The sequence below is a fragment of the Diaphorobacter ruginosibacter genome (genome assembly GCF_040396215.1).
Classification (GTDB): domain Bacteria; phylum Pseudomonadota; class Gammaproteobacteria; order Burkholderiales; family Burkholderiaceae_C; genus Diaphorobacter_A; species Diaphorobacter_A ruginosibacter_A.
Genome location: NZ_JBEBOW010000026.1, coordinates 1 through 15,239 on the forward strand (window position 1 = coordinate 1; position 15,239 = coordinate 15,239).

Here is a 15,239-nt window from a genome sequence, read left to right on the forward strand (position 1 = left end):
CGAGGCGCTCGATGTCTCGCAAAAGGGCTTCTACGCGCTGCGCACGCGCCCCAGACTCCGCCTCCAAAACTCTGAAATACACCACATCGGCACGCTTCGCCACTAGGGTATTCGATTATTAATTCTAGAATATCAATTCTAGTAATATCTCTCTGCCGATGATTTGATGTATCGCAAATTGCATGCGTCGAGAAACACGTCAGCGGTACGAACACACCATCAACCGCGCCTTGCCGAGACCGAGGCGCACACTGGCTGAGAGAAGCACATGGCGACATTGACCGAAGAAAGCACCAGCAAACGCATCAAGACCAAGAGCTGGGACATCCATTACAACGAGGCCGGCAGCGGGCAGCCTCTGGTGCTTGTGCATGGTGGTGGCCCGGGCGCGTCGGGATGGAGCAACTTCCACACCAACATGCCTTATCTGGCGGAGCGCTTCCGCGTGTTTGCGGTCGATCTGCCAGGCTGGGGCAAGTCGCAGTCGGTCAAATACGACCAGCGCGACAACAGCGGAGCGCTTGCAGAGTTCATCGAGACACTCGGTCTGGGCAAGGTGGCGATCGTGGGCAATTCCATGGGAGGTTCATCGTGCATCCGCCTTGCATACGAACGTCCGGATCTGGTGAGCCATCTCGTCACGCTCGGCTCGTCGGCTGGTGTGCCCAGCGTGTTCGATCCGACGGGTCTGAGCGAAGGAGTGAAGGCCCTGGAGGCGGCTTACTTTCAGCCGGGCCCCGAATCCATGCGCAAATTCATCGCGACGATGGCGTTCGACACGCGGCACGTGACGGACGAGTTCGTGCAGGAGCGCGTCGACATTCTGCTGTCGCGCCCGGACCATATCGAGGGCTGGATCAGCGGCCATGGCAAGCCCATGGTGCGTATCGATCAGGCGCGTCTGGCCGACATCAAGGCTCCGACGCTGCTGGTGCATGGCCGCGATGACCGCACGGTGCCGTTCACCTCGGGTCTGCACCTGGTTCGGCAGATCCCCGACGCGCGTCTGCTGCTGGTCACTCGCTGCGGTCACTGGGTGCAGCTCGAGCACACGGATGAATTCAACCGCTCCGTGGCGTCGTTCATCCAGGGGCACTGATCGGCCGCGTTCTCGCTTGAGAGCGCAGAGCATTTCCAAAACAAGCGAATGTCCGGGCGGCAAGGGCCGTCCGGAGCAGGAGACAGGGGTACAGCATGATTACATCGCTGGCATATTTCGGCGCGACATCTCCGTCGTTCCGGGACTGGGAGCGGTTCGGAACCGAGGTGTTGGGCTGCGAACTGGCGGAGCCGGGACCGGATGGCGCGGTGCGTCTTCGTTTCGACGAGGTTGCCCATCGCGTGGCCATCCACCCGGGCGAGAAGAACGGCGTGGCCTATATCGGCTGGGCGACGACGGGCGAGGAGGCGGTGCAGGTCATCGCGGAGCGCCTCAATCGACACGGCATCACGGTGCATCGCGCGTCCAAGGAGCAGGCCGCCGTGCGCCAGGTGATTGGTTATCAGTGGTTCATCGATCCGGCGGGCATCCGCCACGAACTGGCATGGGGGCAGATGCGTCCGCGCAATGTGTTCAGGCCGGGCCGCGCGATGACCGGGTTTCGCACCGGTGACCAGGGGCTGGGGCATGTGGTGCTGGCGGTGCCCGATCTCGCCGAGAGCGATCGCTTCTATCGCGATGTGCTGGGCTTCCACCTGTCGGATACGGTGGTGGACGGACCGATCTTCGCGCACTTCTATCACGTCAATGGCCGTCACCACTCGCTCGCCATTGCCCGCTCACCGAACGATCGCGCGGCGTTCCTGCATCTGATGGTGGAGGTCAATTCGCTGGAGGACGTGGGCCGCGCGCTCGACCTTTGCGAGGACCGCAAGGTGCCGGTCACCCGCACGCTCGGCTGCCACACCAACGACCAGATGACCTCGTTCTACCTGCATTCGCCCGCCGGGTTCCGTATCGAGTATGGATGGGGTGGCCTGGAGGTCGACGAGCACTGGGAGCCGCGCTACTACGACCGCACCAGCACCTGGGGGCACAGGCACCAGCACAAGGAGCTGTCACCGTTTCTGGAGATCGATCCCGCGCTCGCGGAAGTCACTGGTTGAAGCCGCGCCGAATGCGGCAAAGAAGTACCGGAAAGTACTGAATTTCATTTCAAGAGGATATCGAAAATGCATCCCGTTGTTGAAGGTCTGCCGACGCTGGCGGACAAGGTGGCGAAAGAGGTCGACGCTAGCGAGAAGCGCGGCTATATCACCGACGAGGCGGCACGCCTGCTGCGCGACGCTGGCGTGGTACGCATGTTGCAGCCCAAGGATTTCGGTGGCGACGAGGCCCATCCGCGCGACTTCTATGAAGTGCTGATGGAGCTGACCGCGCGTGCGCCTTCCGTCGGCTGGGTGAGCGGCGTGGTGGGTGTGCACCCGTTCGAATTCGCGCAGGCGGATCTCAAGCTGCAGGAGGAAGTCTGGGGCAAGGACAAGGATACCTGGATCGCCTCGCCCTACGCCTTCATTGGCCGCGCCAAGCGCGTGGATGGCGGCTTCGTGCTGAATGGTCAGTGGCCTTTCTCCTCGGGTACGGATCACTGCGAATGGGTGGTGCTGGGTGGCCGCGCTGAAAAGGAGGGCGGTCCCGAGAATGAGTTCACCGAGCCGTTTCACTTCATCCTGCCGCGCAAGGACTACGAGATCCTGCAGGATTCGTGGCAGGTCATGGGGCTGAGCGGCACGGGCAGCAAGGATGTGGTCGTGAAGGATGCGTTCGTTCCCGACTACCGCACGCTCGCCGTCGGCAAGCTCAACTCGCGTGAATACGCGAGCAAGAACCGTCCCGGCTCGTCGCTGTACCAGGTGCCGTTCGATCTGTTGTTCCCTGGCGCGATCGCAGCGGCCACCATCGGCATCGCCGACGGCGTGGTGCGCCATTTCTCCGACTATTCGCGCGACCGCGTCTCGCGCATGGGAATCAAGGCGACGCAGAACCCCTATCACATGTCCGCTCTGGGTGCGGCCATCGCCGACATTGATGCGGCGAAGCTGCAGCTCCTCTCGGACATCACGCACGCTTACGACGTCGCTTCGCGCGGCGAGCGTGTGACGGATGCCATGCAAGCCCGCGCCCGCGTGCACCAGGTGCGCGCGGTGCATCGCGCGGCTGACGCGGCGGCCACCGTGTTCAAGAGCGCGGGCGGCAACGCCAACCGTCTGTCCAATCCGATCCAGCGCCAGTTCCGTGATCTGTCGGTGGCACTGGGCCATGCCTGCAACGTGGAGGACCCTGTGTACTCCGCCTTCGCGGGCTCACTGTATGGCATCCCCAAGCCGGCCGGCGTGATCATCTGATCGGCTCGCCGATCCGATGACCGAATGGGGCAGGGCGATGCGGACAGATGCCGCACCGCCGCTGCGCCCCCATAAGTAGTGAATGCCCGCCCGGAGCTGACTGAAAAATGGAAAACGTTCAAAGCCCAATCGACAGCGACCAGTTTCGCGCAGTGCTTGGCAACTACCCGACAGGCGTAGCCGTCGTCACCGGCCTCGATGCGTCGGGTGAGCCGACGGGCATGGTGGTGGGTACGTTCACCTCCGTGTCGCTCAACCCGCCGTTGGTGGCGTTTTTGCCGATGAAGACCTCCCGTTCGTTCAACGTGCTGCGCGAAGCCTCCGAGCGCTTCTGCATCAACATGCTGGCCGCGGACCAGGAGGGCATTTGCCGAACCCTTGCCGCACCCGGCGAGCGCAAGTTCGATGCGGTGAAGTGGCACGCCAGCCCGGCTGGCAATCCCATCATCGATGGCGTGGTGGCCTGGATCGACTGCGAGTATGCGAATGTCGTCGATGGCGGAGATCACTTCATCGTGCTCGGCGCCGTCAAAACGATGGGGTTGGAGCGAGATGCCCTGCCTCTGCTTTTTTTCCAGCGCGGCTATGGGCGCTTCTCTATGGGGCCGCGGGTGCTCGTCAACGACCGCGACGTGTTCCAGTCGGTGCGTCTGGCCGAGGCGGCCCGCGACGAGATCGAGGCCGTTGCCAAAGAGCTGGGAGTGGGTTGCAGCGTGGTCGCGCCGGCCGGTACCGAATCCGTCTACGTTGCGGTGGCGGATCATTCGACCGCGCAATGCGGCAAGAATCGGCTGGGCGCGCGCGCGCCACTGACGCCGCCATTGGGTGCGTTGTTCGTCGACAGCGCCAACGCGATTTCCGAAGGCGCCTGGCTTGCGCGCCTTGGCAAGTGCAGCGAAGAGACACTCGCGCGCGCCCGAGACCAGCTTCGGCTCGTGCGCGAGCGGCGCTGGTCCATGTCCCTGCTCGGCGAGCAAAGCTCCGAAGCGCTGGACGCGGCGCTCGACCTGTACTCATGCCCGCACCGCACGCCGGAGCAGGAGCGGCGTTTCCTCTCCAAGGTCTCCGCCATGTTCGACATGCACGAGCCGGTGCAGATCAACGATACGCAGAGCTACCAGCTGCTGCATCTGACCGTACCGGTGCTGAACGCGCGTGGCGAGACGGTGCTGGCGCTGCGCCTGAGCGAATTCCCGGCGGAAATGCCGGGCGAGCAGATCAACGCTTTCCTCGCAAGGTTGCAGGAGGCGGCCCAGCGTATCGAAGGCCTGATCGCCTGCATTCCCGAATGGTCATGACCTGCCTGCGTATTGACCGCGGCCTTTCAACGGAGCACTGAACCGCCATGGATATCTGTCAATTGCGTAGTTTCGTGGCTGTGGCGGAGGCGGGCAGCTACATCAAGGCGGCGGATCTGCTGAACATTCCCCAGCCCACGCTGAGCAGGCAGGTGCGCACGCTCGAGCTGGAGCTGCGGGCCAGCCTCTTTCACCGCCACGGCAGAGGCGTGCGCCTCACCGAAAAGGGCGCCAAGTTCGTTGAATACGCGCGCTCGGCGATTCGCACGATGGATGCGGCGCTGGTCTCGGTGCGCGACAATGACTCGGTATACACGGGGCAGCTGGTGATCGGCCTGACGCCCAGCATCGGACGCATTCTGATTCCCACGCTTGCGCCGCTTCTGAAGAAGAACTTTCCGCTGGCTTCGGTTCGCCTGACGGAGGGATTGTCCGGGGCGCTCTATGAAAAAGTGCTGCTGGGCCAGGTGGACTTTGCGCTGGTGCTCAGTCCCGCGAGCTCGCCCCACCTCACCATCGAACCCCAGGCCACCGAGCAGCTCTATCTGATCGGCCCCGAACCCGTGGGAGCTGGCGGCTGCGAGATCGGCTTGCAGGAACTGGCGGATCTGCCGCTGATTCTTCCGCACAGCAACCAGTGGACACGGCCCGCCGTGGAGACGGCGGCGGCCAGGCTGGGCATGCGCCTGCGCATCGAGCTGGAGATCGACTCGACGGCGTCCACCACCGAAATCGTCGCCAGCGGCGGTGGCTATTCCATCATGCCGGGCAGCCTGCAGTCGCTCCGGTCTCTGCCCAAACTGTCGTGGCAGAAGATCGTCAACCCGCCACTGGAGGCCACGATCAGCATGATCACGTCCACCAAGCAGCCGCGCAGCAAGCTGGCGGATGCTGCAGCGGCGGTGGTGAAGGACACACTCAAGGAGCTGTACCGGACGGCCGCCGATCAGAACTATGGCGATAGCGCATAGCTGAGATGCGAATGCCGATCTTGATGGTCAGGTTCATGGATTCGAGAATGAGCGCGCTGCGCGGGCCAACGGTTCAGCGACGCGGCAATCGATACCCTCCACAAAAACGAGAAACAGAGACTCATGCAGATCAGGACCCGAACCTTCAACACCATCTCGGTCATCGCCGGCATCGCACTGACAGTCTCCGTCGCGCACAACATGGCCACCAATCCGCGCTGGGCGGGAGATAGCGGGCCGGGCGTAGGCAAGCTGCCGCGCGAGATCGTCGCTGGCTTCATGAAGATGGCCTACGACGAGGGCAAGGGCGCGCAGGCATTGGTGGCCTACACGACGCCCAAGTTCGTCGATCTCGCCCCTGATGCGGCGGACCGCAAGGATGGCGCGCCCATCAAGCACCGCATTCGCCGCGTAGTGGCGGAAGGACTCAATGTCGTGGTCTGGCATTGCATCGACGGCAGCGATGGCCAGGGTATGGAAACGGTGGATTTTTTCCGCACCCGCGACGGCCGCATCGTGGATCGGGCGCGTCCTTCAAGTCAGGCGCTGCCCGCCGGCAAGACCTGTGATCAGGTGTCGTGGCCCAAGGCCAGCCGATGAGCGATACATCGCACCACCATACGACCCCGCTTGACCATTCAGGAAGTGACCGCATCATGAAAACAGTCTCCGACAACCCAAACCAGAACGCCATCAAGATCGACGCATGGTTCACAGGAACCCTGCTTATCACCTTCTTCCGTCTCATGCTGGGCGCATGGATGATCGTGAACGGGCTCAACCATCTGCTGCCGATGTGGGGTCTGCCCAATATTTATCCGCAGCCGCTGGGAACGCTGCATCTCTCCAACGCCATGCTGGTCACCATGATCGAGACCGGCCTGTTCGACTATGTGAAAGTCGCCGAACTGCTGGTGGGGCTGTGCCTCGTGTTCAACCGTTTCGTTCCGCTGGCGCTGGTGATCGCGCTGCCGCTGGGGCTGGTGGTGTTCTACAACTCCATCGTGTTGAATCTGCGCTTCGAGCGGCTGTTCAGCTTCTTCATGGCCGTGTGGTGCACGTATATGAACATCGTCCTGCTGCTGGCCTACATAAAGTACTACATCCCGATGCTGCAATTCAATGCGCCGGTTGGACGGGTCGAGGATCTGCGCCTGCTCAAGAACATATTCAGCTCTGAAGAGCAGGCCAGGAACGATTGAAAGAGACTAGGAAAAAAATGAGCAACGAAACACAGATTCAGGAACTGGCGGCGCGTCTGCGCCATGCCGAATCCACGCGCACCCCCATAGCGCCGCTGCGCGAGCAGATGCAGGGCGACACCGCGGCGCTGGCCTATGCCATCCAGCAGGCCAATGTCGACCATGCGGTGTCCCAGGGGCGTCGCGTGGTGGGCCGCAAAATCGGCTTGACCTCGCTTGCGGTGCAAAAGCAGCTTGGCGTCGATCAGCCGGATTTCGGCACGCTGTTCGCCGACATGCTCTATGGCGACGATGAGCCCATTCCCCTGGAGCGCACGCTCCAGCCCAAGGTGGAGGCCGAGGTCGCGCTGGTGCTCGGCAGCGATTTGCCGCGCGCCGACACCACGCTGGTCGAGCTGATCAATGCGACCGCCTATGTGCTGCCGGCCATCGAGATCGTCGGCAGCCGCATCGCCAACTGGAACATCCGCTTTGCCGACACCGTGGCGGACAACGCGTCCAGCGGCCTGGTGGTGCTGGGCGGCGTGAAGGTACCGCTTGACAACCTGGACCTCAAGACCGTCGAGATGCGCATGACCCGCAATGGCGAGCTTGCATCCCAAGGCGCAGGCAGCGCGTGCCTTGGGCATCCGCTCAATGCGGCTCTGTGGCTGGTGAGAAAGCTCGTGGCGCTGGGGAACCCGCTGCGCGCCGGTGATCTGGTGCTGACCGGAGCGCTTGGTCCCATGGTGGCTGTCGAGCCCGGCGACAGCTTCGAGGCCCATATTGACCATGTGGGAGTGGTGCGGGCGCGCTTCGCCGCGGAGTGAGTTTCTTGCCGGCGGCAGGCGCGTGCTGCCGTATCGGAACCTTCGGCTCACATACCAAAGAGTGACGGCGCGCGGGCGCCGATCAAGGACGCTGCCGCGCATTGGATGGAGCAGGTCGCATCACTCGAGAGGCTGCCGGATGCCAGTGCCCTGACGCGGCAATCGGCTGTCGGATGATCACTTCGTTTCCCCTCAACGTGTGTCCTCTTCTTTCGGGAGCGGGCGTTCCGGGCTGCGCGCAAAAGAGCGTGAACGAAAAGTGCAGGCGCCGCCTGTTTTCTTGTTGTTACAACTTGGAGCACTTGCCCATGGATCCAGGCCCGGGCAAGCGCATGTGGGGCTGCTCATTCTCCAGCGTGAATTGCAATGCTTTGGCTTGGATGACAACTATGCGAACTTTACATAGCTGAGTTGTGTTTACGTGTATTGATCTAGTCTAATACTCCGTTCAAAATTCTAGAAAATAGATTCCAGAATTTGTATCTGGAAATTCAAGGAACTGGAGACAAACCCCATGCGCTTGGCACCTCTTCGAGGGTTGGCGAAACAGCCCACGGCATTGACCGGCCTGGCACCGGTACGCATTCTTGCGGCCGGCGTGCGCGCCGCCTGCGCCGGCGTGATGCTGGGCGGGGTGCTGGTTCAAGCCGCGCAGGCCCAGTTGCCAACGAGTGCCGTGCCCCAGTCGCCAGCGAGTGCCATGCATTTGAGCGTGGCCGACTATCGCGCCTATCTCCCTGAAAACCACTCCGTTCGCCTGGCTCTGCACGAGCTGGCGAGCGACGCCGCCGCGTTGAGCGGCGGGCAACTGCAGGTGGATGTATTGCCTGGAACCATCCCGGGTAGTCCTGCGCTCCAGATCGAGGCGCTGCGCCAAGGCAGGTCCGGTGCGCCGCAGATCATGCTGGTGGCCGCCACGGGGCTTGCCGAGCTTGAAAAATCGTTCGAGCTGTTTGATCGCCCGTATGCCGTTCCCGATGCCGAAGCGGCGGAGTCCATCGTCGAAGGTCCGCAAGGCCGGGCCTTGCTGGACAGTCTTTCCGCTCACGGCCTCGTGGGCCTGGCCTTCATGGAGAACGGCTTCCGGCAGCTGTCCACCACCAAGGCCATTCTGCACGGCATGAAGGATCTGCGCGGCATGACCGTGCGCACGCTTCCCGCCAAGACTTCCGCGGACACGTTCACCGCGTGGGGCAGTGTGCCGGTCGCCATTGCGGCATCGGCCGTGCGCGGCGCCATCGAGAGCGGGCAGGTCGAGGCGCAGGAAGGTTTTGTGTCGATGCTGCTGCAGACTCGTTTGTTCGAGGTGCAGAAGCATCTGTGGCTGACCGGGCATTCCTACGGCGCGCAGGTGCTCGTTGTGCGGCAATCCACGTGGCGTGCGCTCGACAAAGTCCAGCAGACCTGGCTCCGGGAAGCCGCCGAGAAGGTCGCCCGCGTCCAGCGCAGGCGTGCCCGCGAAGAAGACGCGCAGGCCCTGAAAGCCCTCGCGCACGCCGGCATGCAGGTGCATCGCATTCCGCCTGAACTGAGAGCGTCGCTGGTCGCCACCCGTTCGAATCCATGAAGTCCGCAGGTATTGCGCCCATCCGTTTCTCTCCCCATTTGCTAAACCCACGAGACAGTAGATTCCCATGACCCAATCCATCGATGCGCGAGAGCGTGAAAAGCAAAAGCGGCGTGCCATTCTGGCCAGCTACCTGGGCACCACGCTGGAGTACTACGACTTCCTGCTGTATGGCATCGCCGCGGCGCTGGTGTTCCCCAAGATCTTCTTCGTGACGCTGGACCCGTTCGCCGCGACGCTCTCGTCATTTGCGACCTTCGCCGTGGGCTACCTGGCGCGCCCATTGGGCGCCGTCGTCTTTGGTCACTATGGTGACCGTCTCGGGCGCAAGAACGTGCTTGTGGTCACGCTGGTGATGATGGGTGTGTCGAGCACCCTGATCGGTCTGTTGCCCACCTATGCCCAGGTCGGCGTGGCCGCTCCCATGCTGCTGGTGCTGCTGCGCCTGATGCAGGGTATCGCGATGGGCGGGGAGTGGGGCGGCGCGACGCTGATGTCCATGGAACACGCCAAGCCCAAGGGGCGTGGTCTGGCTGTCAGTTTGGTGAGCGCGGGCGGTCCCACGGGCGCGGTGCTCGGCACGCTGGTGATGACGCCATTCTCGCTGTTGCCGAGCGAGCAGTTCCTGAGTTGGGGCTGGCGTGTGCCGTTTCTCATCAGCGCGTTGTTGATGCTGGTTGGCCTGATGATCCGTGTGCGCGTCACGGAGACGCCGGAGTATGAGGCCGCACGCAAGGCGCAGGCCGCCAGGAGTGGAGCCAAGTCGATTCCGCTGGTCACCGTACTGCGCTACAACAAGGGGCAGATTCTGTCGGGCGTGCTTGGCGGTTTGGCTCCGTTGTCGTTCTCTACATTCGCAGCGGCTTTTCTGCTGAACTACGCGGTGGAAGCGGGGCACTCGCGCACCAGCGCCCTGCTGGCGATGACGGTGGCGAATTTCTTCAACATCTTCACGCTGCCGATGTTTGGTGCGATCTCCGACCGCGTGGGGCGCAGGCCGCTGATGCTGACCGGTGCGATCTCCGGCATCGTCCTGATCTGGCCGATTTTCCTGCTGGTGCAGCAGGCGAGCTTTGCAGCCCTGCTGTTGGCCATGGTGCTGGCGATGCCGGTGATCCAGGCATTGATGGGTGGTGTGTTCAACACCTGGATCAGCGAGAAGTTCGCGGCCGATGTCCGCTACAGCGGCATTGCGCTGACCTTCCAGATCGCCTCCACGCTCGGCGCGGGCCTCTCTCCGCTGATCGCCGCCACGCTGCTGGCCGCATCCGGTGGCAAGCATCCAGAGTGGGTGGCGATGTACTTCGGCGGCATCTGCCTGGTGAGCGCGATCGCCTACTGGCTGGGCAATGAGCGCTTCGACAAGGAACTCGCCACACACACGGTGGAAGAGACCGCGCCGACATCGCCCGCGCCATCCGGCCATCAGGAAAGCCGCAAGCAGATGGCATGACATCCATGCAATCGAATTAGCGAATCACGCCGGCCCTGATCCGGGGCTGAGCGACCCGCGATTGAACACCAGTGCATTTCCCTGATCGGCGCAGGCCGGCCAGAGGAGTCCCTGCGCTCGACGCAGACAAAAAAAGGTGGCGACAGCCATTCAAAATCCAGGAGACCAAATGAAGACAAAGCTGATCATCGGCATGACTGCCTTGGGAGCCATATCCATGGCGCAGGCACAGACACAGGGTACGGGGCAACTCGCCGCATCGAGCAGCACAGTGCGCATCTACGGTACGGCCGATCTGGCGATTGCGCACTACCGCACGTCTGGTCAATCCAAGACCGCCATGCATGCAGGCGGTGCGGGTTCCCGCATCGGGTTCTTCTCCAGCGAGGATCTGGGCGGTGGCCTGAAGGCCAACGCCCGCCTGGAGGCAGGCGTGAACATGGACTCGGGCACTTCGAGCTCCACCAACGGCGCGGCCAACCGCTTCTGGAGCCGCCAGGCCTACGTGGAGCTGGAGAGCAGGTCCTGGGGCGCGATCCGCGCGGGTCGGCAGGAAGGCCCCACCTACAACTTCTTCCCGAAGTTCGACCCCATGCTTCTGCCCGCGATGGATGCATGGGGCGTGCTGACCACGCTCGGCTCCCCGGCGCCAGGCAGCGCTTCTGGCAAGGGTACGTCCTCCGGCTTTCTCATCAACCCGACGCAGCGTACCGAAAACACGCTGGCCTACATCTCGCCGCGCTTGAGCGGCGTGCAAGCCAAGCTGTCCTACAGCCTTAACGAGGGGTCGACCACCCAACCCAAGCTCTTCGAGGCATCGGTCGACTATAAGACCGGCCCGCTGACGCTGGGCGCGCTGCTCGTGAAGTCTTCCAGCACATCCGGAACGGCCTCCGTGCCTGCCACCAGGTCAAACACCGAGTACGCGCTGGGGGCCAGCTACAAGTCTGGCCCGATCCAGCCCTACTTCACCTACATCCATCGCGACGCGGCAGACCCCTCCGTGGGCAGCGGCGGCGGCGTGCTCAATGGCAACTCCGAATCGGTGAAGCTGGTGGGCGCCGTGATCCCCGTGTCCGAGCGCGGCAATGTGCGGATGACGCTCGGAAAGTATTCCAGCGGAACGCAGGACAGCGACGCCACCAGCTACGGCTTGGCCTACACCTATGACGTTAGCCGCTCGGTCATGCTGATGGCCGCGGTGACCCGTCTTACCCAGGACGGGAGCTCGCGCTGGCCTGTGTTCCAGAGCCCGATTCCCAACGCCGGCAACGCAGTGAACGGTATCATCGTCGGCATCACATCGCGTTTCTGATCCATCTGCAAACAACGCGCCACCCAAAAGGCGCGCGTGTTTCGCGAGGCATTTTCTCCCGCCTACATTCCACTTTCAACTACTAGGACAAACGCCATGGCTTCCCGCTCCCCTTGGTACTACATCATCCACTGGCTCCGTTGCTACTTCGGCGCCCATCTGCTGTTTTCCGGCATCCGTTACGCCGCCACCGGCTATGTGCCGGAAATTCCAGGCATTGGCGGCGAATGGGTGCAGGCCAATGCCAACATCTACCTCTACCAGATGATCAAGTATCTGGAGATCGTCACGGGCGCGATGATCTTCTTTAACCGCTTGCCGTTGCTGGGGATGATTCTGGAGTTTCCAGCCTCGGTCAACATCTTCTGGCTTAACACCGTCATCGTGGCTTCACCAGCCATGCCGCGTCAGTATTTCACCGGCCCCCAGGAGCTGTTCCTCAACGGCGTCCTGCTGCTGGCCTACAGCGGTTGGATGTTCGCGGTCGTCAAGCCCAAGCTGGAGCCGCTGTGGCTCTGGGATGGGGCCAAGGCCTACAAGCAGGACATCGGCCGCCGCATTGTCGAATGACGCGCGGATCGCACTTGAAACCTCTTTTTTGTTTGGAGATAACTTGATGAACAAGAACAAATGGATCGCCGTCATTGTCTGCCTCGCGCTGACGGCTGCCGCTTTCATCGGCTCGACGGGCCTGTTCTATGCAACATACCGCGCGATCCGCAACTATGACCTGGTCGCGTTTTTTGCCTCATGGGCGGGACTGATCTATTTCCTGTACAAGGATCGCAACCGGGATTGAGCCGGGTGGCCTTTTTTGCAAGCGTTGGCTGGGAAAGTCATTTGATTTTCCCGAGCCGGCGCGTTTGAGTTGCGAACCAACGGGCCGCCCCATGTGGCGCGCTGCGGACAATCCATTTTCAAGGAGACAAGATGATCAAAGCGGAACAAGGGCCATGGAAATATCTCATCCTCTGGCTGCGCTACTACTACGCCATTCACTTTCTCAAATCGGGGATCAACTTCGCGGTGTTCGGTGTCATTCCGGATTTCAGCAAGGCGGGAGCAGTGGGCCCCTACATGCATGAGATGAACGAGGTCGGGTTTTATCCCCTGGTCAAGTACCTCGAGATCGTGCTGGGTTCGATGCTGCTGTTCAACATCCTCGTACCGGTCGCGCTTGCGTTCATGGCTGGAATCGCGTTTCAGATCATCTATCTGAACCTGTTCGTTTCGCCGCATCCGCGCCAGTTGTTCACCGGCACTCAGGAACTGCTGCTCTGCGGGCTGCTGATCCTGGCCTACGGCAAGAACTTCGCAGGGCTCTTCCAACTGCGCGCCAAGCCAGGTTTCCCGTGGCAGCAGCGGCAATCGGCGGTGACCGGGTCGCCTGCGGTCACCGGTATGCCTGTATACGCGGCGCGATCAAAGGATATGGTTCTGCTCATTGCCGTGGCGGTGGTGTGGACCGTGGTCGTCATCGGCTTCTCGACCACCATGGGAAGTCGTCCGCTGCGCATCTACGACTGGGGTCCGCCGATGGGCGCTCTCCTGCTGGCCTTGTTCACCATGTTCATGGACAGGAGGGGTTCTGCTCCCCGACTTATGGACCGGGAAGCCGCACAGGCGTGAATGCCGAAAACAAAGGAGTCACTATATGAGTTTGAATCGAAGAAGCTTTGCTCAGTTCGCAACCCTGTTCGCGGCAGGCGGCGCCACCGGGTCGGTCTGGGCGTTATCGAACGATAAGGATGCGGCCTCCGCGGTGCCGGCGCGTGCGCTGCCGGACGCCATCTATGCGCTCGTGGACTATTGCCTCGCGACACCCTACGCAGCGCTGCCCGCCAAGGTGGTCGAGGCGAGCAAGTTCCAGATTCTGGACACGGTCGGGGTGGCGCTGCCTGCCTTGCATTCCGATGGTATCCGGCAGCTCTATGACTGGACGCGTGAGACCGGCGGCAAGGGCGAGAGTCTGGTGCTCGGCACCAATGTGCGCGTGCCGGCGGAGAGCGCTGCGCGGCTGAACGCATCCATGGCGGCGGCCCTGGAGTTCGACGATACGTACGAGCCCTCTCTGATGCATGCGTCCTGCGTGACTATCCCGACGGCGCTGGCCACGGCCGATTGGGTCAAGGGCGTGAGCGGCAAGGAACTGGTCGCGGCAGTCGCCGTCGGCACCGATATCGCCTGCCGCCTCTCGCGTGCGGGCTCGCCGGGCGTGTCGCCCTTCGTCGTCGGATGGGACCCTACGCCGATGTATGGTTTCCTGTCGGCTACACTGGTGGCTGGTCGTCTCATGAAGCTCTCGCGCGAGCAGATGGTGGCGGCAGTGGGGCTCGCCTATCACCAGATGTCCGGCAATGCGCAGGCCAGCGTGGATGGCACGCTCGCCAAGCGCCTTGGAGCAGGCTTTGCGGCTTATGGCGGGATGATGTCGGCGCGTCTTGCCCGGCACGGCGTGTTCGGCTCCGACCATGTACTGGAGGGATTCAAGGGGTTGTTCAAGCAATACCACGGCGGCAAGTACTCGAAGGAATCCCTGCTCGCAGGCCTGGGCAGCAACTTCGCCGGACCGGATATTGCGCCCAAGCCCTATCCATCGTGCCGCGGCGGCCATGTGGCCATCGACGCCACGAAGGAGTTGGTGATGGCGAATGATCTGCGCCCGGATCAGGTGGTCAAGGTCACGATCTACAGCCCTCCAGCCGAGATGATGCTGCTTGGGGCGCCCATCGAGAAGAAGCGCAATCCCAAGACGATCGTCGAGGCGCAGTTCAGCAATCCCTGGATGGTGGCCGCGGCCATCCAGGACCGAGAGGTAGGCCTGCGCCATTTCACGCTAGAGGCTTTGCAACGCGCCGACCTCAAGGCGCTGACTGCACGCATCTTCACCGCCGAGGACAAGAGCCTGGTGCGCCCGGACGGCGGCCCTGGCTTTGCACGCGTGGAGATCGAAACGCGCGACGGCAAGACCCTTACCAAGCAGGTTGAATTCGCCAAGGGCGATCCGAAGAACCCGATGACCGCCGCTGAGTTCCAGAAGAAGCTGTTCGAATGCACCGACGCTGCCGGCATGAAGCGCACGCAGGCGCAGGGGATTCTGCAGCGCATCCAGAATCTGGAAGCCGAGGCCGACGTGTCAACGCTGCAGGAAGCGATGGCGATCTGAAATCGATGTGATGGGCCGGTGAACCGCTACATTGGGTACCATCGCAGATCCTTCACAACAGAGGGCCTGTGGAGACCCGCGGGATGGGTGGCGCAAATGCCTGGTCGCCCATC

At 62.5% G+C, this 15,239-nt stretch carries 15 protein-coding genes; all 15 read left to right on the plus strand.

The window, feature by feature from the left end:
* Nucleotides 1-268 precede the first annotated feature (268 nt).
* The 15 genes from ABWP92_RS05305 (at nt 269) to ABWP92_RS05375 (ending at nt 15,126) form a co-directional block, all read left to right on the plus strand.
* Nucleotides 269-1,099, plus strand: coding sequence for an alpha/beta fold hydrolase (locus ABWP92_RS05305; protein WP_353234318.1), 831 nt, complete (start codon nt 269-271; stop codon nt 1,097-1,099).
* 95 nt (nt 1,100-1,194) lie between these two features.
* Entirely contained in the window at nt 1,195-2,106 is a 912-nt protein-coding gene (locus ABWP92_RS05310; protein ID WP_353234319.1) for a VOC family protein, read from the plus strand.
* Between the two features lie 66 nt (nt 2,107-2,172).
* Nucleotides 2,173-3,345: an acyl-CoA dehydrogenase family protein gene (locus ABWP92_RS05315; RefSeq protein ID WP_353234320.1), complete on the plus strand. Its 1,173-nt coding sequence runs from the start codon at nt 2,173-2,175 to the stop codon at nt 3,343-3,345.
* A 107-nt stretch (nt 3,346-3,452) separates the two neighbouring features.
* Nucleotides 3,453-4,643, plus strand: a complete 1,191-nt coding sequence (locus ABWP92_RS05320) for a flavin reductase (RefSeq protein WP_353234321.1) — start codon at nt 3,453-3,455, stop codon at nt 4,641-4,643.
* A 47-nt stretch (nt 4,644-4,690) separates the two neighbouring features.
* On the plus strand, nt 4,691-5,614 hold the full coding sequence (locus ABWP92_RS05325; protein ID WP_353234322.1) for a LysR family transcriptional regulator: 924 nt from the start codon (nt 4,691-4,693) through the stop codon (nt 5,612-5,614).
* 123 nt (nt 5,615-5,737) lie between these two features.
* A complete protein-coding gene (locus tag ABWP92_RS05330) occupies nt 5,738-6,214 on the plus strand; it encodes a hypothetical protein (RefSeq protein WP_353234323.1) in 477 nt (158 codons plus the stop codon).
* Between the two features lie 56 nt (nt 6,215-6,270).
* Nucleotides 6,271-6,816 carry a DoxX family protein gene (locus ABWP92_RS05335; protein ID WP_353234324.1) on the plus strand — a complete coding sequence of 182 codons (546 nt, stop codon included), beginning with the start codon at nt 6,271-6,273 and terminating at the stop codon, nt 6,814-6,816.
* 17 nt (nt 6,817-6,833) lie between these two features.
* Nucleotides 6,834-7,625, plus strand: a complete 792-nt coding sequence (mhpD, locus tag ABWP92_RS05340; protein WP_353234325.1) for a 2-keto-4-pentenoate hydratase — start codon at nt 6,834-6,836, stop codon at nt 7,623-7,625.
* A gap of 514 nt (nt 7,626-8,139) precedes the next feature.
* A complete protein-coding gene (gene dctP, locus ABWP92_RS05345; RefSeq protein ID WP_353234326.1) occupies nt 8,140-9,192 on the plus strand; it encodes a TRAP transporter substrate-binding protein DctP in 1,053 nt (350 codons plus the stop codon).
* Between the two features lie 67 nt (nt 9,193-9,259).
* A complete protein-coding gene (locus tag ABWP92_RS05350; protein ID WP_353234327.1) occupies nt 9,260-10,645 on the plus strand; it encodes an MFS transporter in 1,386 nt (461 codons plus the stop codon).
* Nucleotides 10,646-10,814: 169 nt separating this feature from the next.
* Nucleotides 10,815-11,960 carry a porin gene (locus tag ABWP92_RS05355; protein WP_353234328.1) on the plus strand — a complete coding sequence of 382 codons (1,146 nt, stop codon included), beginning with the start codon at nt 10,815-10,817 and terminating at the stop codon, nt 11,958-11,960.
* Between the two features lie 96 nt (nt 11,961-12,056).
* Nucleotides 12,057-12,530: a hypothetical protein gene (locus ABWP92_RS05360; protein WP_353234329.1), complete on the plus strand. Its 474-nt coding sequence runs from the start codon at nt 12,057-12,059 to the stop codon at nt 12,528-12,530.
* A gap of 46 nt (nt 12,531-12,576) precedes the next feature.
* Entirely contained in the window at nt 12,577-12,759 is a 183-nt protein-coding gene (locus tag ABWP92_RS05365; RefSeq protein ID WP_353234330.1) for a hypothetical protein, read from the plus strand.
* 131 nt (nt 12,760-12,890) lie between these two features.
* Entirely contained in the window at nt 12,891-13,589 is a 699-nt protein-coding gene (locus ABWP92_RS05370; protein ID WP_353234331.1) for a hypothetical protein, read from the plus strand.
* A gap of 25 nt (nt 13,590-13,614) precedes the next feature.
* Nucleotides 13,615-15,126 carry an MmgE/PrpD family protein gene (locus ABWP92_RS05375; protein WP_353234332.1) on the plus strand — a complete coding sequence of 504 codons (1,512 nt, stop codon included), beginning with the start codon at nt 13,615-13,617 and terminating at the stop codon, nt 15,124-15,126.
* Nucleotides 15,127-15,239: the final 113 nt, after the last annotated feature.

Coding starts and splice junctions, on each gene's coding strand:
- ABWP92_RS05305 (WP_353234318.1), top strand. CDS start 269: ATGGCGACATTGACCGAAGAAAGCACCAGCAAACGCATCAAGACCAAG.
- ABWP92_RS05310 (WP_353234319.1), top strand. CDS start 1,195: ATGATTACATCGCTGGCATATTTCGGCGCGACATCTCCGTCGTTCCGG.
- ABWP92_RS05315 (WP_353234320.1), top strand. CDS start 2,173: ATGCATCCCGTTGTTGAAGGTCTGCCGACGCTGGCGGACAAGGTGGCG.
- ABWP92_RS05320 (WP_353234321.1), top strand. CDS start 3,453: ATGGAAAACGTTCAAAGCCCAATCGACAGCGACCAGTTTCGCGCAGTG.
- ABWP92_RS05325 (WP_353234322.1), top strand. CDS start 4,691: ATGGATATCTGTCAATTGCGTAGTTTCGTGGCTGTGGCGGAGGCGGGC.
- ABWP92_RS05330 (WP_353234323.1), top strand. CDS start 5,738: ATGCAGATCAGGACCCGAACCTTCAACACCATCTCGGTCATCGCCGGC.
- ABWP92_RS05335 (WP_353234324.1), top strand. CDS start 6,271: ATGAAAACAGTCTCCGACAACCCAAACCAGAACGCCATCAAGATCGAC.
- mhpD (WP_353234325.1), top strand. CDS start 6,834: ATGAGCAACGAAACACAGATTCAGGAACTGGCGGCGCGTCTGCGCCAT.
- dctP (WP_353234326.1), top strand. CDS start 8,140: ATGCGCTTGGCACCTCTTCGAGGGTTGGCGAAACAGCCCACGGCATTG.
- ABWP92_RS05350 (WP_353234327.1), top strand. CDS start 9,260: ATGACCCAATCCATCGATGCGCGAGAGCGTGAAAAGCAAAAGCGGCGT.
- ABWP92_RS05355 (WP_353234328.1), top strand. CDS start 10,815: ATGAAGACAAAGCTGATCATCGGCATGACTGCCTTGGGAGCCATATCC.
- ABWP92_RS05360 (WP_353234329.1), top strand. CDS start 12,057: ATGGCTTCCCGCTCCCCTTGGTACTACATCATCCACTGGCTCCGTTGC.
- ABWP92_RS05365 (WP_353234330.1), top strand. CDS start 12,577: ATGAACAAGAACAAATGGATCGCCGTCATTGTCTGCCTCGCGCTGACG.
- ABWP92_RS05370 (WP_353234331.1), top strand. CDS start 12,891: ATGATCAAAGCGGAACAAGGGCCATGGAAATATCTCATCCTCTGGCTG.
- ABWP92_RS05375 (WP_353234332.1), top strand. CDS start 13,615: ATGAGTTTGAATCGAAGAAGCTTTGCTCAGTTCGCAACCCTGTTCGCG.